Origin of the sequence: Gordonia oleivorans (genome assembly GCF_040044975.1) — a bacterium.
GTDB classification, from domain to species: domain Bacteria; phylum Actinomycetota; class Actinomycetes; order Mycobacteriales; family Mycobacteriaceae; genus Gordonia; species Gordonia oleivorans.
Window position 1 is genome coordinate 117,445 of the sequence record NZ_JBDZDI010000011.1, and the last position, 22,855, is coordinate 140,299.

Sequence of the window (22,855 nt, forward strand, 5' to 3'; positions counted from 1 at the left end):
CGGTGCGCTTGGCTCTGATGAGCTATCGAATCCACCTCACAGAAGGACACCCAATGCCCAACCAGACCACGTCCGTTCCCGCCGCTGCCGGAGCCGTCTTGGCCGCGACCGGCTTAGCACACTTGGTGGTGCCGCAGGCGTTTCATGCCATCACCGCGTCGGCGTTCCCGAAGGACACCACCACGTGGACCAAGCGGAACGGGGTCACCGAGGCCGTCGTGGGCACCGCGATCGCGATTCCGGCGACGCGGAAGGCGGGGCTGGTCGCACTGGGCGCCTACGTTGCGTTCCTCGGTTCGCGGATAGTTCTCGCGAGACGGTGACACTCACCCGGTGCTGGACTGATTTCGGTCCACCGGGAGTTCTGACGGGCCACCGCCGCCGGGTCGATGCCCGGCGGGGCGGTGGGAGATCACGATTGGATCTGTACGTCCCCGACCCACCACCTACGAGGTGAAGCCGGGGATCGGGTACTGCCCGTTGAGGCTGTGCTGGCCTACGTCGGCGATCTTGTATGCCTCTGGGGCGTGCCGGGTGTGGGTACGCACGTTGCGCAGAAACGGTCGAAGCCGTACTTGGGATTGATCCCGCGCCGTACCGATCACCTCGAAGATCCCGCTGTTGAGGTTGAGCGCGGCAGTGGTCGCCAACGCCTTGACCCCGGACACCTTCACCATCAGTTCGCCGCGGTCCTCCGGGTGAGAGCATCACCACTTGTCCCAGGCCCGTCTGCAGCAGGAGCGTCGCTTCGCGGGCGATGGAGTCATCGCCCTTGCAATGCGGTGGTGGATTCGCCGTGGGAGCGAAGCGTGTAGGGATCGTGAAGGTGCACCCCTCGTGAAGATCGATCCGCCGACGAAGACGAGACCAGCACGACGGTAAGCAACATCGGCCCCCATCCGGGTAGCCGGGTAACCATCCGCCACCTCGTGTCTCAGCATGACAGCGGGCTCGTCGTCAGTGACAGAAACCGGCCAGCATCCGCTGCGTGAACGGCGGAGTAGGTGCGGCGGCCGCAACTGCCAACATGTCGGCGACCGAGGTGAACTTGTCGCGCGGGCGGCGCCCTCCGCCACGCTTGATTTCGGCTTCGTCGATGGCCCTCCATCCGGCCGCGTTCACCACATCTGGTCTGCGGCTGCGCACCAGTTTCGCCAACGCGTGGGGCCTTGTGCGCGGCGCGGTCAACAGACCGGCGTTGTAATCATCGACGACGCTTTGTACCGTCTCCGCCGCGCACGACTTGTTGGTGCCGATGAAACCGTTGGGGCCGCGCTTGATCCAGCCCGCCACGTAGCTGCCTGGCACCGGCTGTGCCGTTTGCGGATCGATGACCCGGCCCCCGTCGTTGGGTATCACGGCGGCGACGTCATCGAACGGTAGATCGCGAATGGCCTTCCCGCGGTATCCGATCGATGTCAGCACCAGGCCGGCGTCGAGATGACAGATTCGATCCGAACCCGTCACTGTGAAGTCGATGCCGCTCACGAGGGCAGTGCCGAGGATGCGCGCGGGCGTCAACCGGTATGCTAACCGGATCTGCGGGCGCGTCGCGGGCACTGACGCGTCTCCGAGCTTGCTCAGTACCTCCAGTTTGTTTCGGATCAGCGGGTCCTCCGCCGTGGCGAGGTCGGCCTGCACGAGAGCTTGGTCGGTCGCATCGAGAACCACGTCGCACGTCGATGTTAGCCCGATCAATTCCGGCAGGGTGAAAGCGGACTGCGCCGGCCCGCGGCGGGCTGCGATCACCACTTCGTTGACCTTCGACTGCCGCAGTGCGGCCAGCGCGTGATCGGCGATGTCCGTGCGCGCCAATGCGTCCGGATCAGTCGTCAAAATGCGGGCTACGTCGAGCGCGACGTTGCCGTTGCCGACCAGCACCACTCGTTCATGTTCCAGCGTGACAGGGAGATCTGTGTATTCGGGATGTCCGTTGATCCACGCGACCATTTCGGTGGCCGTGCCGGTGCCGGGCAGTCCCATGCCGTCGACGTCGAGTCTGCGATCGTTCGGCGCTCCGACGGCATACACCACCGCGTGATGGTGGGCCAAGAGTTCGGAGTGGGACACATCCGATCCCACCTCGACGTTGAGGTAGAAGGTGAATCCAGGCGATCGGCTCACTTCGTCGAAAAGCCGCGTGACCCGCTTGGTGTTCTGATGGTCGGGTGCGACGCCGGCCCGCACCAGCCCATAGGGCGTCGGGAGACGTTCGAAGACGTTGACCCGTACGCCTGACTGGGTTAACAGTTCGTCGGCGGCATACATCGCCGCCGGACCAGAGCCAACGATCGCTACCGTCAATGGATCAGACTCGCGTGCATCGACTTTCGGCGCGGCGATGACCGGCGCCAGCTTAGACGTCGGCGGAACCCTCTCGCCTGCGGGCCGATCCGGGTAGAACGCCGCGTTGAGGGAGACAAACGGCAATTGTTCAGGCCGCAGCTTTGCCTGCGGCACTATCGCCCCGACCGGGCAGGCAGATACACATGCGCCGCAGTCGACACACGAGACCGGATCGATGTACAACATCTCAGCGGTGGCGAACCCGGGTTCGTCTGGCGACGGATGAATACAGTTGACCGGGCAGGCGTACACACAGGAGGCGTCGCTACAGCACGACTGGGTGATCACATGGGGCATGTACGCCGCCCTACGCTACGGCGGACACGTGCTGGCGCTGCGGCTCGCTACGGTAGCGACTCGGCTTGCCGTCGATCTTGCAGATCCGCCAAACGATCTTGGCGAGCGGATTGATCAGTCCCGTGTCGTGGCACAGCATCCGGACGTCACCGAACATGTCACGTAGCGTTTGCCGCGACTCCGGCGAATTGAAGAAGACCTCCTTGCGCACCGAGCGTGGAATATCGAACTCCTTCCAGAACTCCCGCGGCGGAACCATGATGGCCGAACACAGCACGCGCATCATCACCGGCACAAACATCGACAGCAAGAACCGCTTCCCTCGCGACAAATGCGGCACCCGCTTACGCAGGTACTCATGCGCGAACGAGATGTGCCGCGCCTCTTCGGCCACGTGGATCGCCATCACCCGCTCCATGATCGGGTGCAGCTGTTTACCCTCGCGCAGAACGTTCTTCTGCGTGTGATCGATGGGTTCTTCACCGGCGAGAATGCCGAACCAGAACGGGATCGGCAGCGGCCCGGCCATCAACGGGACGACCGGTTGGGACCACCTCAGCAATCTTGGCATCCCGGGCACGTCGACGCCGATGCGGTTCACCATCTCCTGGAACATCATGGTGTGGTTGCACTCTTCGGCGGCCTCGTGCAGGCAGTAGCGGTACTCGGGCGACCCGTTGGGCGTCCAGAACGCGTAGTCCATCAGGCCGCGGATCAGGACCAACTCGAAGTGCAGGCCGACCTTGGCAACGTTGGCCTGACGCCACATACCGATCTCGATCTGGCGCTCGACCGCTTGCGCTTGATACCACGGGTGACGTCCGAGCGGATCGGTCCCAGGAAGGATCCACCGCTCGTCATTGGGTGTCACCGCGAACTCGGGTGCATCCCAATCGATATCGATATAGGGGTTGAAATGCCGTCGCACTGACCCCTCAGACAGTGTGTTGAGCATGTCGGTGTACACGGTGTCGTCGAGCACATCCATGTTGCTACGCCAACGTTTGATGATGCCGGTTCTAGCCATAAGAAGCCTCCCCTGAGGTTGATGTTTCTACGGCTTTTATACGTACACGATACCGCAAGTATCGGATATCGGAAATGCCCCGGTCGTGCGATGACCGAAACCGCCCCGATCCAGGGCCGCGCGATAGGGAGCGGTGGCTGGCAAGACGGCTAACCAGCGAGACGCAAAGACGGCATGACGGCCTGGGCCGCGCGGTCGCTACAGGCGCGTGTGTACAGGAATGGAACGTATATGTACACGCGGAGGGTCGGACGGTGTTGAAATCATCGAATTGTGCACATGTCAGAACAGAGCGGGCGGGCGGTGTCGTCGTGCGCCGGTTGCCCCCGTGTCGCTTCGGCGGGCTCGTTTTTCAACCGGAACCGACACCTCCCTCAGGACAGTTCTTACCGCTGACAGCTGATCTTGACGGCTGATGGTGACCAGGTGATCGTAGGGGCCGCTCAACCGGCTACGACGCCGTCCTGGCCGAGCTAGATCGCCAATCGGCCAACCACCGGCCGTCAAGCACCAAGTCTGGCTTTTGTTGGTGCACGAAGGCGGCAGCGAGGGGCTCTCGCTCTGGCACGGCGGCCCACATATTTCGTGTTCTCCGGCCCACTGGGACGACGGGCAAGACGACCATCGGCCGCATCCTCGCAGCGGATGGGGGTCAATAGTGCTGCGCCTCGTGATCTACGGTCTATGCATGGTGGCAGCAGCTGTGAGATACGTGCCGGCCCGAGTCGCGCATACTGCTTTACAACGACCACGTACGCCGGGCGAGCTCGTCAATACACTTCGCACCGGGTCGCCGGCCAGGCGGCTACGGTATTCAACCGTCCTCGTCACTGGCTCTTCGTCGGGCATCGGCGCTGCGGCAGCTGAAGAGTTCGCCCGTCGTGGAGCCCACGTCTTGATGGTGGCGCGTCGTGCGCACAGCCTAGACGAGCTCGTCACGCGTATCCGGGCCGCGGGCGGCTATGCCGACGCCTGTCCGGCGGATCTCTCCGACACCGACGACACGGCTCGCCTGATCCAGCACGTGCTCGCCGAGTACGGCTGCCCAGACATCGTCGTGAACAACGCCGGGCGGTCGATTCGCCGCGAGGTCCTCGACTCGACGGATCGGCTGCACGACTATCAGCGCACCATGGCGGTCAACTACTTCGGTCCCGTGCAGCTGACGTTAGGGTTCCTACCTGCCATGAAGGAGCGCGGCAGCGGCCACTTCATCAACGTCTCCACCTGGGGGATCCCAATGGGCGCTATGCCCAAGTTCTCGGCATACGCGGGATCGAAGGCCGCGATTACCGCCTTCGGACGCAGCATAGCGTCGGAGTTGCGTGGCACAGGGGTCTCTGTGACGACCGTCTTCTTCCCGCTCGTGCGGACACCGATGATCGAGCCCACCAACGAATACCACCAAATTCCCGCGCTCACCGCGGTCGAGGCTGCGGACTGGCTCGTGCACGCGGCTGTGTATCGCGATCTGGAGGTCATGCCGCGAGTGGCACGGCTTCTCCGACGAGTGGGCGCGGCCTCGTCGAGAGTCGCGGACCGGCTTGTGGAACGTAATGCGCCCTGACGTGTGCCCCAGATGGTGGCCCACGGCGAGGTGATCAACTCGGCGAGGAGGGCCGATGTGCGACACGGGGATACCTGACTCGTCGGTGCGATCGGCCCGAGGCTCTGCTGCACGACGGTCCACTTAGCCTGGTCCCGCCGCCGGGCTGTCGGGGTGGTGCCCCGGACCTGCGATCTCGGCCAACGTGTCGGCACGACATATGCGACGCCACGCGCCACCCGACGATCATCCGGGAGTAGACGTCGGTAATGAAGCACACATACCCCACCCCGCACCAGGTCGGCACGTACGTCAGATCGGCACCCACAGATGATTGGGTGCGGTCGCGGTGAAGTTGCGTTTGACCAGATCCGGATGCCGTGGCGTATCTGGATCGGCTTTCGTGGTGCGCACCTGCTTTCCCCGGCGGACCCCTTCGATGCCGGCGAGCCGCATCAACTGGGCGACCTGGTCGCGGCCGACGGCGTGACCGCGCCCGGCGCGCGGCCGTCCACAGCTTGCGGTCACCGTAGACCCGGTAGTTGTCCTCCCCCAGCTGTTCAAGAGCCGGACCCATCACCCGCGTCACGTCGCGTCCGCGCCGACGGCGCGCGGGCCTTGGTCACGTAGTACGTACTCGGGGCCCACCGGCACCCCTGCTGAGCGCAGGACAGCACTAATGGGCTCGACCCCAAACCAAGCGGAAGTAGAACTCTGAAGCCCACACCGTGTGGAATCCGGTGCCGAGGATCGAGAGACCATATGTACTCACAGCATTCCTTCCGCTACAGGTCGCCGCCCGGCGCGCGACGCGGGAGATTAGTGCGTCGTCGGCGTATCGTCGTGGTCACTTACCTGCTGCGGAATAGCCGTCTCTACAACGTGGTTCGGAGAACTCTTACCCAACGTGCTCGTGAAGTGCTCCAGCGTGACGACGATGAAGAGCCCAACCGCCGACGCGACGCGCTGGCCGGTTGTCGCCTCTCGCAGTTCGGCCCGGACTTTGAGTTTGCGGCCCGTCCGGGACACGAGATCGGCACTGACCTCGTACCGGGTGCCCAGCAACACGGGGGCGAAGAACTCGGTGTCGAGTTTGCGAGTTACCGCCATCTCGCCCACGACGTAGAGCAGCATCCCCACCATGTCATCGAGGACGGTGACCACGGCGCCACCGTGTGCTATTCCGGGGGCGCCGCGATGTCTACCATCGAATACATGCACGGCAACCACGCCATCTCCACGCCGTCGGGCCTGCAAGCGGTATCCGTGCGGATTGTCGGTACCGCACCCAAGACACCATGGGTGGTGCGCCTCCAGTTCTGCACCGTCGACTACGTCGCCGCGGTTCTGGAATGCGTTCCACCAGTGGACCGTTAGCTGCTCATCGGTTGGACTGTCGATGACGATGCCTCCTGAAAATCAACACGCAGCTTGTTTTTGACGTCCCGCCAGAGCGCGCCACGGTCATCAAACGGGCGAATCCGAGCACTTTGACTCGTTTCGACTCAAGTTAGTCGATCTCACACCGAGAGCAAACACGCACATCAGTTGTTACTGATCGCAGCAGGCGTTCGCAACCGACATCTTTGCCCACGAGCTGCGGCAGTCAGCAGTACCGCCTTCGGGACGCAGTACGCCCTCGACCCGGAGGCTTGAGACCGCGTCTCGTCAAAGCCCTCGAAGTCGCCCCGAACTGCGAGAGGCGACGCCCGGCCACGCGCGTCGCGTCAGAGGTTGGGCTCTTCATCGTCGGCACGCCGGCCCAATCCCTCACCGTGTCTTCTGTCCCCAGCCGAGCCGCCCATTCAGCGAGGTCGCGAAGCGAACCCGCACCGCAACGCTCTCCCTTACTGTGACGGCAGGAATCAGCACCTCATCATCGCGTGTCTACCGGCGAAGCTGTCGATCCTCGGAAGGACAATCCGCTAGCCAAATCACTGCAATCGTTCATGGTCAGGCGTCAAGGACCCGCAGCACGCTGGTGTAGTCCTCGGGTTTTGGAACAGCATGGTGCGAGCGGCGATCGGGCATAGATCTCGGTGAGCTGCACACCGCTGTTCCCCTCGATGATGGGTCTCCGATCGTGATGTCGTGTCAATGAACGTCACCACACCGCCGAGCAGCCCCCCATCAGCGCGCCGCGCGACCATCTCACTGGCCTGCCCAATCGAGTCCAGCCCATCGACAGCCTGGACACTACTTGCAGTGCTCGACACTCCTCCTCACTAGATGGTTGACAAAATCGAGTGGAGGACCAGATACTGTAGGTATCTGATACTCAGGGTTTCGAGTACCTGATACCATAGTCCTGATGCGATCAACGAGGGTGACTTTGACGCCAATGGCGCTACTCCGCGGTTGGCCCCCGATTTTCGTGGCAATACCGGCAGCCACTAGTAAGTCGCCTAACCGACTGCCCAGTTTGGCACGGGGGCACTACCCACAAGATGGCCACCTATCACGCAGAGCTGGCCATCTGTGCGCAGCGAAAGTTAATTATTTGGGACAAGGTTTCGCGCATGACATTCGCGGAACACGTCCCTGTAACCAGTGTCCTGAGGAGGCCGTTTCATGCTCATCCGCCGCATTGCCCGTCCCATGCTCGCGACCGCGTTCATCGCCACCGGGATTAATGCGATCCGCCGCCCGGAACAGCTAGCCGAAACCACCCAGCCGTTTGTCGACAAAGCAAAAACCCAACTGCCCCTGCAGGCCGCGGATCTGATCCCGTCCGACGCGCAGGTGCTGGTCCGGATCAACGGCGCGATTCACATCATCGGTGGTCTGGCGCTGGCCACCGGCAAGTTCCCGCGGCTCGCCTCTCTGACCCTCGCAGGCGTCATCATTCCGACTACGCTGGCCGGAAACGGTTTCTGGAACGAGACCGATCTGGACGAGCGGGCCGAGCAGCAGGCCCATTTCATCAAGAACGTGGGACTCTTGGGCGGGCTGCTGATCACAACCGTCGACACCGAAGGGAAGCCTTCGCTGGCATGGCGCGGACGCAAGGCAGCAGCCATCGCGAGTGACAAGGTCACCGCGGTGCTGCCGTCGACCGCCGCCAGTGCGACAACGGCCGGTGTCCTGGCCGGTCGTGCGTCGCACATCGCCGAGGTCGTCACAGAACGCGCCGGCGAGCTCGCCGAGGTCGCTACTGAACGCACCGCGTCGCTGAGCAAAGCGGCTGCGGAAAAACAGGCCAAACTGGGCGAACGAGCCGGTAAGAAGTAGGCGAAGTTGGCGATGCAGCTGCCAAGCCGGAGGCCAACATTACCCATCGTCATAATTCTCACCGCTTCGTCCGCCGATTCTTGGCCAAATAGAACCGATAAGAAAACAGTCCCCGTTAGATATGCCCCTAAGTCGCAGACGCCGATAAACAGTATCGGCACTTGTTGTGTCAACAATGCCGGAGGCCGAAGAATCATGAGTTTCAAGAGTCCCTTTCCCCCTGTGGAGATCTCCGAGGATTCGATCTACGAGACGTTGTTCGGGTCGATCAGCGAGGAGGACCTGGATCGGACCGCGCTGATCGACGCCGGCGCCACCGAGGGCACCACCTACCGCGAGCTGATCGGCCGGATCAACGCCTTCGCCGGAGCCCTGGCGGCGCGTGGCATCGAGGTGGGCGACAAGGTTGCACTGCTGTCGCCGAACACCTCGGCGTTCGCGTTCGTGTTCCACGGCATCCTGCGTGCGGGCGCCACTGCAACCACCGTCAACGCGCTGTTCACCGCGCCCGAGATCGCCAAGCAGCTCACCGACTCGGGTGCCAAGATGCTCATCACGATCACCCAGCTCGGTGACCAGGCCAAGGCGGCAGCAGCGCAGGTCGGTCTGCCCGAGAGCGCGGTGATCTTGCTGAACGGGCCCGGAGAGGCCGAGAGCCCTCACCCGAACGCGCTCGATCTGCTGGGTGCCGGCCTTGCGGCACCGGACGTCAGCTTCGACCCGGCCACCCATCTTGCGGTCCTGCCGTACAGCTCGGGCACCACCGGCAACCCCAAGGGTGTGATGTTGACCCATCGCAACCTGGTCGCCAACGTGGCGCAGAGCCAGCCGCTGCTGAACATGTCCCACGACGACTCGGTCCTCGCGGTGCTGCCGTTCTTCCACATCTACGGGATGACGGTGCTGCTCAACCTCGCGCTGTACAACCGGGCGAGGCTCGTGGTGATGCCGCGTTTCGATCTGGTGCAGTTCCTCGAATCCATCCAGAACTACAAGTGCAGCTATGTGTTCATCGCGCCGCCCGTGGCGGTCGCGCTGGCCAAGCACCCGCTGATCGACGACTACGACCTGTCGTCGGTCAACACCATCATGTCGGGTGCCGCGCCACTGGACGAGGTGCTGGGCAATGCTGTCGCCAAGCGCCTGAACACCCGGGTCATCCAGGGCTACGGCATGAGCGAGCTGAGCCCGGTCAGCCACGCCATGCCCAGCAAACCCGGCGACGGCCCGGAGGCGCCGCTGTCGTCGTGCGGTTGGCCCATCCCGAACACGGTCAACAAGATCGTCGATCCGGCCACCGGCGACGAGATCGACATCCCGGCCGAAGGACTCAGCGAGCCGGGTGAGCTGTGGGTGGCGGGCCCGAACGTCATGGCGGGCTACCTGAACAACGACAAGGCCACCAAGGAGACCATCGACGACGACGGGTTCCTGCACACCGGCGACATGGCGCGGGTCGATGCGAACGGCTGCGTCTACATCGTCGACCGGCTCAAAGAACTCATCAAGTACAAGGGCTACCAGGTGCCGCCCGCCGAACTCGAGGCGTTGCTGCTCACCCACGACGATGTCGCGGACGTTGCGGTCATCGGCGTGATCGAGGCCGACACCGGCGAGGAGATCCCGAAGGCGTTTGTGGTCAAGCGTGAAGGCTCCGATCTCACCGGTGAGCAGGTGATCGAGTTCGTCGCCTCTCAGGTTGCTCCGCACAAGAAGGTCCGCGAGGTCGAGTTCATCGACGCCATCCCGAAGAGCGCGGCAGGCAAGATCCTCCGCAAGGACCTGCGTAGAGCCACGGGTGATTGATCGAGTGGTGGCGAGGTAATCGCACTCCTGGTCGCCGCACCATCAGAAACTGATCGCGAACGTGTCACACCAATGTCCGCCGAGCTATAACGACCGTGAAGATGGTGTCCCGCAACAGCTGCGGGGTCAGGCGCAGACCGGTCACGGTGTCGCAGAGAGCGAACGTCGCCTCGTGGCAGTGAAACTCAGTGCGCTTGGCCGACCCATCGGGCTCGAGTTCGAACCCGCCGATCTGACGCATCAGCGGCATGAGCTCATCGGGTGTCGAGCCGTTCCGCTCAGCGGCGAATAGCGTGTCGAACCATGTTCGGCTCTCGCCGTCGACCTACCGAAAGAAGTACGAGTTCTCGCTGCCGTGATGAACAACGATTTCCGGCCTGCCGAAAGTGGTTGCATCAGTTCCGGAGTCGCCCCGATATAGCCGTTGCTTTCGTACATAATTGTCCAGTCGCAGTGCTGGACGAGACCGGCCAGGAGATTGTCTGAACCGATCTCCTCCCACGACTCCAACGAGCGCAACAGGAGCGTTGCGAGGTCGCACTGGGCGGGTTGGCTGACCGTAGGCAGAGCGTCGATCCGCTCAGGCAGCGTCGCGTTGCTGATGACCGTCACACAGAATGCGTTGTTCAGCTCCGGCACCTTCTTGGTCTACGCATAGTCCCGGTATGTCACATCGCTCATGGCAGTCACCCTAGCTAGACGGGTCAAACCCAAGCCGCGGGCGGTGCAGTAGGCCGGCGCGATGCTTCCCAGGTTTGTGTCGGCAGGGTTCGTCCTTTGAGGGAGCAGTCGCCGTGTGGTGTCCAGTATTCGCGTTCGGGTTCGCTGGCGGCTCTGATGACGGCGTCGCTGGCGAGGATCCGTCCCGGCGTGTGTTTGGCGAGGTCGGTGAGGCGTGATGCCTCGTTGACCGCGTCGCCTATGACGGTGTATTCCAGGCGTTGGTCGGTGCCGAGGTTTCCGGCGAAGACGGGGCCGGTGGCGAGTCCGATCCCGATGTCGAGTTCCCCGTCGGCCAGGACGCGGTCGCGGATCTGCCGTGCGGCGTGGAGTGCGGAGTCAGCGGCATCGGCTCGGGCGACGGGCGCCCCGAAGATGCAGAGTGCGGCGTCTCCCTCGAATTTGTTGACCAGCCCGTGGTGGCTCTCGGTTGCCGCGATCACTTCTGCGAGGAGGCGGTTGAGCTTGTCGACGAATTCTTGCGGTGAGATCTGGTGGGCGAGTGCCGTCGAGTTGGTTACGTCGACGAACAGTGCTGTTATCTCCCGGATTTCGCCGGTCAGGTCGGCTCCTCGGTCGAGTGCGCGTTGCGCGACGTCTCTTCCGACGTGCCGTCCGAACAGGTCGCGCAGTCGGTCCTGCTCCTGGAGTCCGCGGACCATGTCGTTCACGGTGGATTGCAGTACCCCGATTTCGCTGCTGTCGTCGACGGGCACGCGCACGTCGAGCCGGCCCTGCCCGATGCGGCGGAGTGCACCGCGCATCTGGTGGATCGGTTGTGCGACGGCGCGGGCCAGCAGTGTTTCCGCGAGGGCCCCGGATACGAGTCCGAGGGCGGCGAGGTAGGTCGCGGCGCGGATGCGGTCGGGCGGTGCCGCATCGGGATAGTGCAGGAGCGCGATGGCCGCGGCCAATGGCAGCGCGGAGGTCAGCACCCAGGTCAAGATCAGCCGGGAGATGACTGACGTTCGTGGTGGCGCGTGTGGGGTGTCGACGGCCAGGATCGTGGCCATCACTGGACGGAGTGCACGTTCGACGAAGAGGTAGTTGTATCCGACGGTGGCAAGTCCGCCCAATGTCATGAGTAGGGTTCCGCCGAGGGCCTCCCAGACGGGCAGGAGCGCGAAGGCCGAGCCGGACATCGCGAGGATGCCCCCGGCCCACAGAGATCCGATGAGGACGGTGGACTCGGTGGGCAATCGCAGGGTGTGGCGGGCGTGGTCGGGTGTCGGCGCAGAGGAGGTGTCCAGCCACCCGAGGCTGCGTCGACGCAGGGCGAGGACGCCGCGAACTGCGACGAGCAGAGCCACGACCACATAGACCGCCAGGATCTGCAGAAGCGTTCCGAGCTGGGCACCGAATCGGTGCGGTGCGCCGCCCAGAACGATCAGCAGCGCGACGACGACGGCCCCGCCCACGCTCGAGCCCACGGTCAGCAGTGGTAGACCCCACTTCGTGCGTAACAGCACCGGAACTGGCTGGGCCGCATTGTGGGCTTCTGGTGGGTGTGGCCGCCCGGGGTGAGGACGGGCACTGGTGTGCCGCATTACCGATGCATCTTCTTTCGGTCGTGTCAGCGGTCCGGCGGGTGCGGTGACGGTCTGTCCGGCCCGTCATGGTCGAGCGCGGAGGTGAGGCGGTCGAGTAGGTCCTGGACGGCGCCGGGGGCGCCATGTTGGGCGAAGTGCTCGATCGACACGGCGATGAACACCGCGTGGGCGGTGAACAATGCGGTGCCGTCATCGGCGGTGGCGGTCGCCTTAAGGTGCAGTTTGCGGCCGTCGATCTCCCGGACGTGGGCGCTGATGCGCAGGGGCCGGTGCAGCGGGACGGGGGCGAGGTAGTCGACGGTGAGGCTCCGGGTCACTGCCGGGGTGCGGGCGATCCAGAGGCCGAAGCCGAACAGGTCGTCGCAGGCGGCGGCCACTGCCCCGCCGTGCGCGAGGCCGGGCGCACCGATGTGGCGTTCGTCGAACGTCACATCGGTGTAGACCTCGTCGCCGGAGCGGAACACCACCAGTTGCAGGCCGGCGAGATTGTCTGGCCCGCACCCCATGCAGGTCGGCGAGTGCGGCGGCAGCGGTAGCTGGGTCACGGGCGTTCCTTCTCGACGGTGCTGGCTAGCGGCGGGCGCGGGATCCGACTGCGCTGGGCCGGTTCAGCCGGGCTCCTCGATGCGCCTGCGTCCGGGGAAGCGCGGCCGGGCGCCCAGACCAGCAGGATCGCGGCACCCGCCGCCGCGATGAGTGCGAGGACGATCGCGGACTGCTCGACGCCGTGCAGGAACGCGGACTTGGCGAAGTCGGCGAGTTGCTGGCCGGCCGGTCCCGCCCGATCGGCGACCTCGAGGGCACCGGCGAGTGAGTCGGCGACCGGGCCCCGCGCCTCCGGTGGGAGCCGCGCGATCGCCGGGGCGATGTTGTGGCTGTACCCGGCGGCCAAGACACTGCCGGCGACCGCGATGCCGATCGCCGCGCCGATCTCGCGAGTGGCGTCGTTGACCGCCGCGGCGACCCCGTGCTTTTCGACCGCGGTGTCCGCGACGATAGCCGCCGTCGCCGGCGCCGCGGTCAGGCCCAGACCCGTGCTCATGATCAGCGTCGGCCACATCACGTCGACGTAGGTGGAGTCCAAATCCAGCCGGCTGATGAAGTAGAACCCCGCGGCGATGGCGAGCAGACCGGTCACCGTCATCAACCGCAACCCCAGCCGGGTCGTCATCCACGGTGCGACCGCCGACAAGAGCACCAACGGCACCATCATCGGCGCCAAGGCCAGCGCTGAACCCAACGGGCTGTATCCAAAGATCAACTGCAGGTATTGGACGAGGACCAGGAAGACACCGAACGTCACCAGGAACTGGATGGTGATGGAGAACGATCCGCTCCCGAAGCCCCGACGGGCGAAGAACCGCACATCGAGCAGCGGATGATCCGCCCGCAACTCCCACACTACGAACACCACTGTGGCCACCACCCCCAGCCCGAACCCGGCGACCACCACGGGATCCGACCAGCCGCGTACTGGGGCTTCGATGATGGCGAGCACCACTAGTCCGACCGCGAACACCACCGCGACCGATCCCATCACATCCATCAACGGCGGATTTTCCTGGCGGGATTCAGGAATGGTGAAGGCACACAACAGCAGAAACACCCCCACCGCGGTCAGGCCGACGAAGATCGACTGCCACGACCAGTAGTCGAGCAGCAGCCCCGACCCGAGAATCCCCAGCAGACCCCCGGACCCGGCGACCCCCGCCCAGATCCCGACCGCGCGTCCCCGCTGCTGCTCGGGGAATCCCGCAGTCAGGATCGACAGCGTGGACGGCATCATGAACGCCGCACCCACCCCGGCCGCGGCCCGCGCCGCGATCAACCACCACGGGGTCGATACCAACAGTGGCACCACCGAGGCCAGCGAAAACAGCGCCAACCCCACGATCAGCACCGCCCGCCGGCCGTAGCGGTCACCCAGGGCCCCGGCGGGCAACACCAGACACGCCAACACCAGCGTGTACCCGTCGACCACCCAGGTGAGCTGTGTTTGCGTCGCCCCGGTGGCTACCGCAATGTTCGGCAGCGCGGTGTACAGGGCCGCCATTGAGGCGACCACCAGGGCCACCGACAGGCACGAGACAACCAACGTCCACTTCTGCGCCCGCGACAGCAGCACTCGATTCTCGGCGGTCATGCACCCACCTCCACGTAACGCTACAGTTGGTAGCGGTTCACTACTATGAGTAGCACAATGTGGGGTGAGGAGATAGTGCCTGCACTGATCCGAGGGCACAATTACGAGTGCACAATTACGAGGTGGGCGAAAAGATGATCAACCAGAACACCGACGACGAGGACTGGCTCGTCGATCCCCGCAAGGCACGCTCACGCGCACGACTGCTCGATGCGGCGACGTCCCTGCTCTCGACCGGCGGCATCGAGGCCGTCACGGTCGACGCGGTCACCAAGGCGTCCAAAGTCGCGCGGACCACTCTCTACCGGCACTTCACTGACAGCACCCAGCTCCTGGCCGCGGCGTTCGAGCGTCTGCTGCCCCCGGTCACCGCGCCGCCGGCGTCCGGAACGATCCGTGAACAGTTGATCGAACTGCTGGACCGTCAGGCCAAGCTCATCGAGGAAGCCCCCGCCCAACTGACGATGCTCGGTTGGCTCGCCCTCGGGTCCGCCCAACCTGGCACGGCCGGGACGGCATCGCATCCCGAAGAGGACCGGAACCCAGTCAATTCTCTTCGCGCACGGGTGGTCAACCAATACCGCGAACCGTTCGACCGGATCCTGGGCAGCCCCGAAGCCCAGCAAGAACTCGGTCGCTTCGACACCAATCTCGCCCTGACCCAACTCGTCGGACCCATCGTCTTCACCCGACTCACCGCACTCCCACCGATCGGCCCGGCTGAACGCCAGCAACTCGTCGACGACTTCCTCGCTGCACGCTCCGCGCACGCGCGCTGACCGTGACCCCGCACTGATCTCTGCTTCAGCACCCGCCCGAGTCGGCGGGCTGGGGCGTCAACTCGGCGACCAGCGCTTCGACGCGGTTCTTGATCTCGTCGCGGATCGGGCCGAACCGCTTCGGCGCCTGGCCAACCGGGTCGTCAAGGACCCAATCCGGTAGCTCTTGCCGGAAAAGATGGGGGCAGCTGTCACCGCAGCCCATGGTGATCACCACATCGAGGCTTGCGCGGCATCGGAATTGATGCTGTCGGCGGGGGCGCTTCGGCGGAGCGGACCTCGATCGCATCGCCGGTATCGGATGTTCGGAGACGTCTCTGCGTTCTGCGCACTGGGACTGATCGCTCTCATCTGCTCGGAGTGGGTCTTCTTCGCTGGTCTATTTCGTGGTTCTCGGCGACCGCGAGACACTGCACGCCGCGTCGAGGCCTTGCTCAAGGCGCTCGCCGTGCCGCTGCGGGCCTGGCGCAGGAAGTAACACCCCGTTCCCTATGGGTACGGAAAACGTGATCTCGCCGTAAGGCGCCCGCCCACTCACCGGGTGCGCACCCTCCAGTCCCCGGGCGTTCTTTGCTAACCCCGTGGTCGAACCCGTTCGGCGCCCGGGGCTCTTTACGCCCAAAATCACTTCATAACAACGTGTTCGGCTGCGAATGCCGAAAATTGAGCCATTTGTTTCAGTGCTCCTTACGCAAAATCCACTGCGGGCGTGAAGCCCTCGATTAACCTTGGCTCAATCACACGAGACGGTGAGAATAGAAAGTGAAAACTATTGCAGGACAATGTATTTAACGCTATACTCGAGATAATGGGGATGGCACTGAAGAAGGGTTCGTCGAATAATGATGGTTCCAATATTGACCGTCCGCCAGCCGCCCGCACAGCGGCATGAAGAGCTGAAACCCAGTGAGCAGTTACAACGTCATAACCCCGGAAGGGAGTGCTGGGTGCCAGCGAGCTCCACAGCCTGACCGGCACCCACTCCCCTTCTCCTAAGCCTTCTTTGAACGGAGCCCACGCCATGACCACAGAGCGTCGAAGCACCTACGCCGACCGAGCAGCCCACTTCGAGGCCCTGGCTATCACCGCGCACGCCGCCGGCGACACCGATCAGGCCGCTCACCTCGAGGCAATGGCTGGCGTCATCAGCAACTATCGCGCAATCTGTCGTTCGGGACCATCGAGAAGCGCGAACGGTTGGTCTCGCGCTTCGCCGACTACGCCAACGAGTATCCGTGGCAATGGTCGCCGGCGGTGGTCGATGAGTTCTTTGGCGATTTGCGTAGTGTGCGGCACCTGCGTCAGACGTCGGTGCGCGGCTACCAGACGTCGCTGCGCCTGTTCTGCGACTACGTGTCGTCATCGGAGTATGGGTGGACAGCGTTGTGTCAGGAGTTGTTCGGCTCCCCTCCCGTACAGGTGTTCCATGAGTGGAATTCGGCCCGTCACGCCCAAGAGTGCGAGTCCAATCCGACCAAGCGCGCGTTCAGTCGTGTTGAGCTGCAACGGTTTTTCGATCACGCCGATGGTGAAGTGGACAGGATCGCGGCGAGCGGCCGCAAAGGATGGTTCGCGGCGTACCGGGATGCGACGTGGTTCAAGGTGGCCTACGGCTGGGGTCTGCGCGGCAATGAAGTCAGGCATCTGCAGACCACCGACTTCTATCGGAATCCGAAGGCCCCGGAGTTCGGGAAGTACGGCGTGCTCCGCGTCCGATACGGCAAGCCCCATCGCGGTTCTCCCCCGAAGCCACGATCGGTGCTCACTGTATTCGACTGGTCACCCGAGGTCGTCGAGGACTGGGTAGCGGCCGCCCAGTTGGGTGGCGACGAGGGACGGCTGGACCTGTTCACCAGCGAGCGAGGCACGATGGTATCGGTTAACTGTGTGCGACAACGATTTTCCCGATACTGCGAGGAACTCGGGCTGGCACCGGGTGTGGACATGCACTCGTTCCGCCGGTCATATACGACGCACCTGATCGAGGCGGGGATCGACCCCAAATTCGTGCAGGATCAGCTGGGCCATGAGTTCGCCTCGACAACGGGCATCTACGACTGCACCACGACCGACTTCCGCCAACAGACGCTGCGGGGCGCACTGGACTCGACCATGCGGGAGGCGATGAACACCGGCGATCACGGAGAGAAAGGTGACTAACTGATGGCAGCACGCACAGTCGACTACCGATGGCGGCTCGCGGAATTGATGGCAGCAGCAGGTCTGCACAACAGCACCGACCTGGTGCCGTTACTGCGTGAGCGCGGTATCGACCTGTCGGCGTCACAGATCTACCGCTTGGTGGCCGGCCAGCCCGAAAGGGTATCGCTCCAGGTCATGGCGGCGATATGCGACGTGTTCGCCTGTACCCCCGCCGATCTGGTGACGGTGACGGCCACCGATGCCCGACGCCGCAAGACCGCCACCGACAACGTTGTCGACCTCAGCCGCACCGGACGGCCGAAACGAGCGCGGGTGATCCGTGATGACTGAGCAAGACCCTGTCGGCGTGCGGCGACGCCGGGGCCGCCCCACGCGGACCACGGGCGACTACCTCTGCGATCGCTGCGGACGTGTGATGGGTAAGCCGCGCGTGCATTGGCCCGGCGAACGGCTGTGCAACAGCTGCTTCTACGTCGCGATGCGTACCTTCGGAATCTGCCCGATCTGCGGCCACGACGGTGTGCTGCCCGCCCGGGCACGAGCCGATGATCCTCGCCCCTGCTGCCTCGAATGCGGTGGGATCAACCCCTCAGGCTACCGATGTCTCACATGTACGCACGAAGGCGAAATCTATCGCCGCGGCCGCTGCGCCCGGTGTGCGCTGCGCGAGAACCTCGAACAGCTTGCTCCCCCACCCCGCAGCGACACCCGCAAGCAACGACGCAGCACGTTGATCGATGCCCTCACCACCGCGCAACGACCCGAGAGCATCATGACTTGGATGCGCAGCGAAGACGTCCGCGCACTGCTGACCGGGTTGATGACGGGGTCGATTCCGTTCCGTGCAGTCATGACGCGCTCGACGCCCTAGATCCCTCCAAGACAGTCGAGCACCTCCGCTCCATCCTCGAGCAGCACGGCCTGCTGGAGCGCCGTGACCATTATCTGGCACTGTTCGAAAAGTGGCTGGCCGCCAAAGAAGCCGCGGCCGATACCCCGGAAACGTGGGCGATCACCCACCGCTTCGCCACCTGGCATCACCTGCGACGCATCCGCGCCAACTCCACACCCGGGCAATCCAGCGAGGGCGCGGTCCGCAACGCGAAACAGGAGATCACCGAGGTCATCAAGTTCCTCAACTGGCTCCACCACACCCACGACCGCACAGCGGAAACGGCCACCCAGCACGACATCGACCAGTACCTGCACTCCGGGCCGACCACCAGACACCTCATACGAACCTTCTTCGTGTGGTGCCGCGCTATGCAGATCAACACCACCGTCACGATCGAGCACCGCTACGCCAAGACCACGCCCTCGTTGACCGATGACCAACGCCTGCAATGGATTCAGACGCTGATGCGTGGAGATGTCACCAGCCTGCACCAACGTGTAGCCGGCCTCCTGATGCTCCTTTACGCCCAACCGATCGGCCGAATCGTCACCCTACAGATCGGCGACCTGGAACTGACCCCCACCGAGCTGCGGATTCGCCTCGGCACCGATCCCACACCCGTTCCGGCGCCATTCGCCGTGTTGATCTACGAACTCCTCGAACATCGCCCCAACCTGCAGACCGCCGGCGCCGACACCATGTATCTGTTCCCCGGATACCGACCCGGCCGCCACCTGCATCCGCAGACCGTCATGCACACCCTTCGCCGCCTCGGGATCAACGTGCGCGGCAGCCGAAACAGCGCCCTGGACAACCTCGTCGCGCTCGCCCCAGCGCCCATCGTCGCTGACATGCTCGGCTACAGCCATCAGGTGACCGCGCGCCATGCAGCACTGGCCGCAGCCACCTACGCCCGCTACGCCCATTCAATTGCCACCACCATCGCCACTCTCAACTGAGAGCGCCACAGCAGCGTCCAGTCTTGGCTCAAGCTTCGCGATCCCAAGGTGCGCGGCGGCTGGAACAGCTGCCTGGGACGGGTGACTTCTGTCGGTAAGGTGCAATGCCGATATCGGATTCGTCACTGCAAGGGGGGTGGACGGTGCGGGAGTTTCAGCGCGGCGCTGTGCGACTCCACATATTCATCACGGGTCGTGGACGGTCGTACACGGCAGGTCTACGGTGCAACGAAGGCGGGCGAGCAGACACTGGCCGAAGATCGTGAAGCGTTTGCGGAGTTGGCCCGAGAGGGTCCTTCGTAGTGAAGAAAGAACGCTGCGCCAGTCAACTCGTCGAGGGGGGTGAGGTTCGGCTGTCAGGGGTTCTCCGAAGCCAGTAGAACACCGCACCTGCTGCGATGACGACGGCACCAATGATGACCGAGACCAGCGGTAAAGCCGCCGCGAGGATCGCGCAGCCCGTGACACCGATCACCGGTACCCACCGTGGGGGGCGGGCCTCATCTCGGGTCAGGGTCCAGGCGGCGGCGTTGGCTATCGCGTAGTAGATCAGCACCCCGAAAGAGGAGAAGCCGATCGCGCCGCGAACGTCGACCGTTGCCGCGACCACGATGACGACCGCCGCCACCGCCAACTCGGCGCGATGGGGCACCTCGAATCGCGGGTGAACTGCAGCCAGCATGTGCGGTAGGTGGTGGTCGCGGGCCATCGCCAACGTGGTGCGGGAAACCCCCAATACCAGAGCCAGCAGTGATCCTAAAGCCGCGACCGCGGCGCCTACCTGCACGACGGGGACCATCCACGCCACCCCGGCACTGCGGACCGCGTCGGTCAGCGGCGCGGTCGAGGAGCTCAACCGGTCGGCGCCCAGCACCGACAACACCGCTACCGCCACCGCCGCATAGACGACCAAGGTTATCCCCAGGGCCAACGGGATTGCCCGAGGAATAGTGCGGGCCGGCTCTCGGACCTCCTCGCCCAACGTGGCGATCCGGGCGTACCCGGCGAAGGCGAAGAACAACAACCCCGCTGCCTGCAACACCCCACCCACGGTGATGTCGGAACCGATGTCCAATCGGCCCACGACCGCCTGCCCCGAGGTCAGGCTGACGACCACCACCAGCGCAAGTACCACCAGAACGACCGAGACGATCACCCGTGTCAGCAGCGCCGACTTCTGCACGCCGCAATAGTTCACCGCGGTCAAGGCGACCACGGCCGCGACCGCGACCGCATGGGCATAGGCGGGACACACATAGACCCCGACGGTCAACGCCATCGCCGCACACGATGCGGTCTTGCCGACCACGAACGCCCATCCAGCCAGATAGCCCCAGAAGTCACCCAACCGCTCGCGCCCGTAGACGTAGGTGCCGCCGGATTGCGGATACCGGGCGGCGAGCCGTGCCGAGGACGTCGCGTTGCAATATGCCACGACCGCGGCCACCATCAGCCCCACCAACAACCCGGAACCCGCCGCTGCCGCAGCCGGTCCCAGCGCAGCGAAGATGCCCGCCCCGACCATCGATCCCAAACCGATCACCACTGCGTCGAACACCCCCAGGCGACGCTGCAACTGCGGTCGATCGTCCCGTGACTGCGTATTCATTGCCCTCCCCGCCCTTGTGCGATCCCGTCGACGATCAGTAACGATAGGCAGTATCGATGGCCGCTACCGATTCAATCTGGTACTCGAACGGCGCTGGCCGACTCCGACACCTTCGACACGAGCCCAAAGCTGTTGGAAGTCAACACCACTGAAACTGAACCGCAGGATTCTGTGTGTTGTGTAGGGCGTCCGCGCACGAAGATCCACGGTCGGCGTGTTGCTGATCAGATAGGACGCCGAGAATGCCGTCCTCTACTGCCCGCTGCGTTCGACGAGATCGCGAATGCGGGTGGTGATGTCGTCGCGGATCAGCCGCATCCGGTCGAGCCCGTCGATGCCACGCAGCGACGGTTCGTCGGTGTCCCACACCTCGAGGGCAACCCCCTCCGGTGTGCTCACCTGTGCTGACGTGCCGACCACGACGACGAGGTCGGCAGCGCGCATCATCTCGTCGGTTAACTGGCGGGTCGGTGATCGCTGACGTCGACATCCACCTCGCCCAGCACCTGCACGGACTGAGCATTCGGCGCGGCGCCGAGCTTCGCCTCGGTCCCCGCCGACGACGGGTCGAGCATGTCCGCGGCGAAAGCGCGGGCGAGACCTTCGGCCATCACCGATTTGCCCCGGTTGCTGACGCACACGAACAGAACTGACCACCGGTTGCTCGTCATCGTCGATCAGCCAGCGGGAATTTCAGACATCTCGGATTCGACTCCTTCGATTCCTTGGATTTCGACACTGCGTCGGTGAAGTGTTGGCGAAGTGCCAGTGACACATACACCAGGCCCACCAGCACCGGTACCTCGATGAGCGGGCCGATCACCCCGGCCAGAGCTTGTCCTGATGCCGCGCCGTAGGTCGCGATGGCTACGGCGATGGCAAGTTCGAAGTTGTTGCCGGCCGCGGTGAACGCCAGTGTCGTGGTGCGCGCGTACCCCAGTCCCATCACGGCGCCGAGAGCGAAGCCGCCGCCCCACATGATGGCGAAGTAGATCAGGAGCGGGATCGCGATGCGCACGACATCCCATGGGTGGGAGGTGATCTGATCGCCCTGAAGAGCGAAGAGGATCACGATCGTGAACAGCAGCCCGTAGAGCGCCCATGGCCCCAATCGCGGTAGCAGTGTGTTCTCGTACCAGTCGCGGCCCTTGGCGCGCTCGCCCAGACGTCGGGTCAAATAGCCCGCCAACACCGGGATGCCTAGGAAGATCAGCACCGACTTGGCGATCTGCCACGGAGAGGTATCGATAGTGGTTCGTTCGAGCCCGAGCCAGCCCGGCAGGGCAGAAAGATAGAACCAGCCGAGCACAGCGAACATGGCCACCTGGAAGATCGAGTTCAACGCCACCAGCACCGCCGCGGCCTCGCGATCGCCACACGCCAGGTCGTTCCAGATGATCACCATCGCGATGCAACGCGCCAACCCAACGATTATCAGCCCAGTCCGGTACTCCGGAAGGTCCGGCAACAGCAACCACGCCAACGCGAACATCAGCGCTGGCCCGACGACCCAGTTCAATACGAGTGACCCGACCAGCATCCGACGGTCGCCGGTCACCGAGTCGAGCCGGTCATAGCGGACTTTGGCCAGCACCGGATACATCATGATCAACAGCCCGAGAGCGATCGGCAGCGAGTTACCGTCGATCTCCACCCCCGCGAGGCTGTCACCGAGGCCGGGCACCACACGACCGAGTAGCAAACCGGCTACCATCGCCGCAGAAATCCACACAGGCAGGAACCTGTCGAGAACGGAAAGTCGGCCGGCAACACCGCTATTCATG

Annotated in this window: 18 protein-coding genes and 5 pseudogenes; 9 read left to right on the top strand and 14 right to left on the bottom strand. The window is 64.2% G+C overall.

The features are described 5' to 3' along the window. Nucleotides 1–53: 53 nt before the first annotated feature. Nucleotides 54–323, top strand: a complete 270-nt coding sequence (locus ABLE92_RS16375) for a DoxX-related protein (RefSeq protein ID WP_009678390.1) — start codon at nucleotides 54–56, stop codon at nucleotides 321–323. 123 nt (nucleotides 324–446) lie between these two features. On the opposite strand, the gene ABLE92_RS16380 is transcribed toward ABLE92_RS16375, so the two are convergent. The 3 genes from ABLE92_RS16380 to ABLE92_RS16390 all read right to left on the bottom strand — a co-directional run bounded on the left by ABLE92_RS16380 (nucleotide 447) and on the right by ABLE92_RS16390 (nucleotide 3,670). Then, a complete protein-coding gene (locus tag ABLE92_RS16380; protein WP_008382249.1) occupies nucleotides 447–677 on the bottom strand; it encodes a hypothetical protein in 231 nt (76 codons plus the stop codon). A 280-nt stretch (nucleotides 678–957) separates the two neighbouring features. Then, nucleotides 958–2,643 carry an FAD-dependent oxidoreductase gene (locus tag ABLE92_RS16385; RefSeq protein WP_030175684.1) on the bottom strand — a complete coding sequence of 562 codons (1,686 nt, stop codon included), beginning with the start codon at nucleotides 2,641–2,643 and terminating at the stop codon, nucleotides 958–960. Between the two features lie 10 nt (nucleotides 2,644–2,653). After that, nucleotides 2,654–3,670: an AurF N-oxygenase family protein gene (locus ABLE92_RS16390; protein WP_009678392.1), complete on the bottom strand. Its 1,017-nt coding sequence runs from the start codon at nucleotides 3,668–3,670 to the stop codon at nucleotides 2,654–2,656. A gap of 688 nt (nucleotides 3,671–4,358) precedes the next feature. Here ABLE92_RS16390 and ABLE92_RS16395 point away from each other — a divergent pair. Next, entirely contained in the window at nucleotides 4,359–5,237 is an 879-nt protein-coding gene (locus ABLE92_RS16395) for an SDR family NAD(P)-dependent oxidoreductase (RefSeq protein WP_030175686.1), read from the top strand. A gap of 196 nt (nucleotides 5,238–5,433) precedes the next feature. On the opposite strand, the pseudogene ABLE92_RS16400 reads toward ABLE92_RS16395, so the two are convergent. Then, nucleotides 5,434–5,860 (bottom strand): annotated as a pseudogene (locus ABLE92_RS16400) (IS3 family transposase); the annotation flags it as partial. A 175-nt stretch (nucleotides 5,861–6,035) separates the two neighbouring features. Then, entirely contained in the window at nucleotides 6,036–6,446 is a 411-nt protein-coding gene (locus ABLE92_RS16405) for a PaaI family thioesterase (RefSeq protein ID WP_008382404.1), read from the bottom strand. Between ABLE92_RS16405 and ABLE92_RS16410 the strand changes: the two genes are divergently transcribed. From ABLE92_RS16410 to ABLE92_RS16420, 3 genes are all read left to right on the top strand, one after another. Next, nucleotides 6,414–6,593, top strand: a complete 180-nt coding sequence (locus ABLE92_RS16410; RefSeq protein ID WP_197038146.1) for a hypothetical protein — start codon at nucleotides 6,414–6,416, stop codon at nucleotides 6,591–6,593. The two genes, ABLE92_RS16405 and ABLE92_RS16410, sit on opposite strands and share 33 nt — an antisense overlap. A 1,194-nt stretch (nucleotides 6,594–7,787) precedes the next feature. Then, the gene (locus tag ABLE92_RS16415; protein ID WP_008382215.1) at nucleotides 7,788–8,447 is read left to right on the top strand and encodes a DoxX family protein; all 660 of its coding nucleotides are present in this window, start codon (nucleotides 7,788–7,790) and stop codon (nucleotides 8,445–8,447) included. A 195-nt stretch (nucleotides 8,448–8,642) separates the two neighbouring features. Next, nucleotides 8,643–10,253 carry an AMP-binding protein gene (locus tag ABLE92_RS16420; protein WP_008382214.1) on the top strand — a complete coding sequence of 537 codons (1,611 nt, stop codon included), beginning with the start codon at nucleotides 8,643–8,645 and terminating at the stop codon, nucleotides 10,251–10,253. A gap of 64 nt (nucleotides 10,254–10,317) precedes the next feature. Here the strand turns inward: ABLE92_RS16420 and ABLE92_RS16425 are convergent. The 5 genes and pseudogenes from ABLE92_RS16425 to ABLE92_RS16445 all read right to left on the bottom strand — a co-directional run. Further along, a pseudogene (locus ABLE92_RS16425) lies at nucleotides 10,318–10,515 on the bottom strand (DUF6461 domain-containing protein); the annotation flags it as partial. Then, nucleotides 10,494–10,892 (bottom strand): DUF6461 domain-containing protein, encoded by a 399-nt coding sequence (locus tag ABLE92_RS16430; RefSeq protein ID WP_008382211.1) that lies wholly within the window; start codon nucleotides 10,890–10,892, stop codon nucleotides 10,494–10,496. The gene ABLE92_RS16430 and the pseudogene ABLE92_RS16425, both read right to left, overlap by 22 nt. A 65-nt stretch (nucleotides 10,893–10,957) precedes the next feature. Continuing rightward, entirely contained in the window at nucleotides 10,958–12,442 is a 1,485-nt protein-coding gene (locus tag ABLE92_RS16435) for an adenylate/guanylate cyclase domain-containing protein (protein WP_008382210.1), read from the bottom strand. A 104-nt stretch (nucleotides 12,443–12,546) separates the two neighbouring features. After that, nucleotides 12,547–13,068, bottom strand: coding sequence for a PaaI family thioesterase (locus ABLE92_RS16440; RefSeq protein WP_008382209.1), 522 nt, complete (start codon nucleotides 13,066–13,068; stop codon nucleotides 12,547–12,549). Beyond that, complete coding sequence (locus ABLE92_RS16445; protein WP_009678398.1) at nucleotides 13,065–14,666, bottom strand: MFS transporter; 1,602 nt, start codon at nucleotides 14,664–14,666, stop codon at nucleotides 13,065–13,067. The genes ABLE92_RS16440 and ABLE92_RS16445 overlap by 4 nt, the downstream gene beginning before the upstream one ends. Before the next feature lie 134 nt (nucleotides 14,667–14,800). Between ABLE92_RS16445 and ABLE92_RS16450 the strand changes: the two genes are divergently transcribed. Further along, nucleotides 14,801–15,445, top strand: a complete 645-nt coding sequence (locus ABLE92_RS16450) for a TetR/AcrR family transcriptional regulator (RefSeq protein ID WP_030175337.1) — start codon at nucleotides 14,801–14,803, stop codon at nucleotides 15,443–15,445. Nucleotides 15,446–15,470: 25 nt separating this feature from the next. Here ABLE92_RS16450 and ABLE92_RS16455 read toward each other — a convergent pair. After that, a pseudogene (locus tag ABLE92_RS16455) lies at nucleotides 15,471–15,738 on the bottom strand (low molecular weight phosphatase family protein); the annotation flags it as partial. Nucleotides 15,739–16,642: 904 nt separating this feature from the next. Here ABLE92_RS16455 and ABLE92_RS16460 point away from each other — a divergent pair. The 3 genes and pseudogenes from ABLE92_RS16460 (at nucleotide 16,643) to ABLE92_RS16470 (ending at nucleotide 19,462) form a co-directional block, all read left to right on the top strand. Further along, the gene (locus ABLE92_RS16460; protein ID WP_348805820.1) at nucleotides 16,643–17,605 is read left to right on the top strand and encodes a tyrosine-type recombinase/integrase; all 963 of its coding nucleotides are present in this window, start codon (nucleotides 16,643–16,645) and stop codon (nucleotides 17,603–17,605) included. Between the two features lie 3 nt (nucleotides 17,606–17,608). Further along, nucleotides 17,609–17,938: a helix-turn-helix domain-containing protein gene (locus tag ABLE92_RS16465; RefSeq protein WP_348805821.1), complete on the top strand. Its 330-nt coding sequence runs from the start codon at nucleotides 17,609–17,611 to the stop codon at nucleotides 17,936–17,938. An 85-nt stretch (nucleotides 17,939–18,023) separates the two neighbouring features. Then, nucleotides 18,024–19,462, top strand: a pseudogene (locus ABLE92_RS16470) (hypothetical protein). A gap of 325 nt (nucleotides 19,463–19,787) precedes the next feature. Here the strand turns inward: ABLE92_RS16470 and ABLE92_RS16480 are convergent. The 3 genes and pseudogenes from ABLE92_RS16480 to arsB all read right to left on the bottom strand — a co-directional run bounded on the left by ABLE92_RS16480 (nucleotide 19,788) and on the right by arsB (nucleotide 22,854). Then, nucleotides 19,788–21,071 carry an APC family permease gene (locus ABLE92_RS16480; RefSeq protein WP_348805822.1) on the bottom strand — a complete coding sequence of 428 codons (1,284 nt, stop codon included), beginning with the start codon at nucleotides 21,069–21,071 and terminating at the stop codon, nucleotides 19,788–19,790. Between the two features lie 252 nt (nucleotides 21,072–21,323). Further along, nucleotides 21,324–21,742 (bottom strand): annotated as a pseudogene (locus ABLE92_RS16485) (arsenate-mycothiol transferase ArsC). Beyond that, entirely contained in the window at nucleotides 21,739–22,854 is a 1,116-nt protein-coding gene (gene arsB / locus ABLE92_RS16490; protein WP_425476243.1) for an ACR3 family arsenite efflux transporter, read from the bottom strand. Before arsB ends, ABLE92_RS16485 begins: the two are co-directional and overlap by 4 nt. Between the last annotated feature and the right edge of the window lies 1 nt (nucleotide 22,855).

Coding starts and splice junctions, on each gene's coding strand:
- ABLE92_RS16375 (WP_009678390.1), top strand. CDS start 54: ATGCCCAACCAGACCACGTCCGTTCCCGCCGCTGCCGGAGCCGTCTTG.
- ABLE92_RS16380 (WP_008382249.1), bottom strand. CDS start 677: ATGGTGAAGGTGTCCGGGGTCAAGGCGTTGGCGACCACTGCCGCGCTC.
- ABLE92_RS16385 (WP_030175684.1), bottom strand. CDS start 2,643: ATGCCCCATGTGATCACCCAGTCGTGCTGTAGCGACGCCTCCTGTGTG.
- ABLE92_RS16390 (WP_009678392.1), bottom strand. CDS start 3,670: ATGGCTAGAACCGGCATCATCAAACGTTGGCGTAGCAACATGGATGTG.
- ABLE92_RS16395 (WP_030175686.1), top strand. CDS start 4,359: ATGGTGGCAGCAGCTGTGAGATACGTGCCGGCCCGAGTCGCGCATACT.
- ABLE92_RS16410 (WP_197038146.1), top strand. CDS start 6,414: ATGTCTACCATCGAATACATGCACGGCAACCACGCCATCTCCACGCCG.
- ABLE92_RS16415 (WP_008382215.1), top strand. CDS start 7,788: ATGCTCATCCGCCGCATTGCCCGTCCCATGCTCGCGACCGCGTTCATC.
- ABLE92_RS16420 (WP_008382214.1), top strand. CDS start 8,643: ATGAGTTTCAAGAGTCCCTTTCCCCCTGTGGAGATCTCCGAGGATTCG.
- ABLE92_RS16445 (WP_009678398.1), bottom strand. CDS start 14,666: ATGACCGCCGAGAATCGAGTGCTGCTGTCGCGGGCGCAGAAGTGGACG.
- ABLE92_RS16450 (WP_030175337.1), top strand. CDS start 14,801: ATGATCAACCAGAACACCGACGACGAGGACTGGCTCGTCGATCCCCGC.
- ABLE92_RS16465 (WP_348805821.1), top strand. CDS start 17,609: ATGGCAGCACGCACAGTCGACTACCGATGGCGGCTCGCGGAATTGATG.
- ABLE92_RS16480 (WP_348805822.1), bottom strand. CDS start 21,071: ATGAATACGCAGTCACGGGACGATCGACCGCAGTTGCAGCGTCGCCTG.
- arsB (WP_425476243.1), bottom strand. CDS start 22,854: ATGAATAGCGGTGTTGCCGGCCGACTTTCCGTTCTCGACAGGTTCCTG.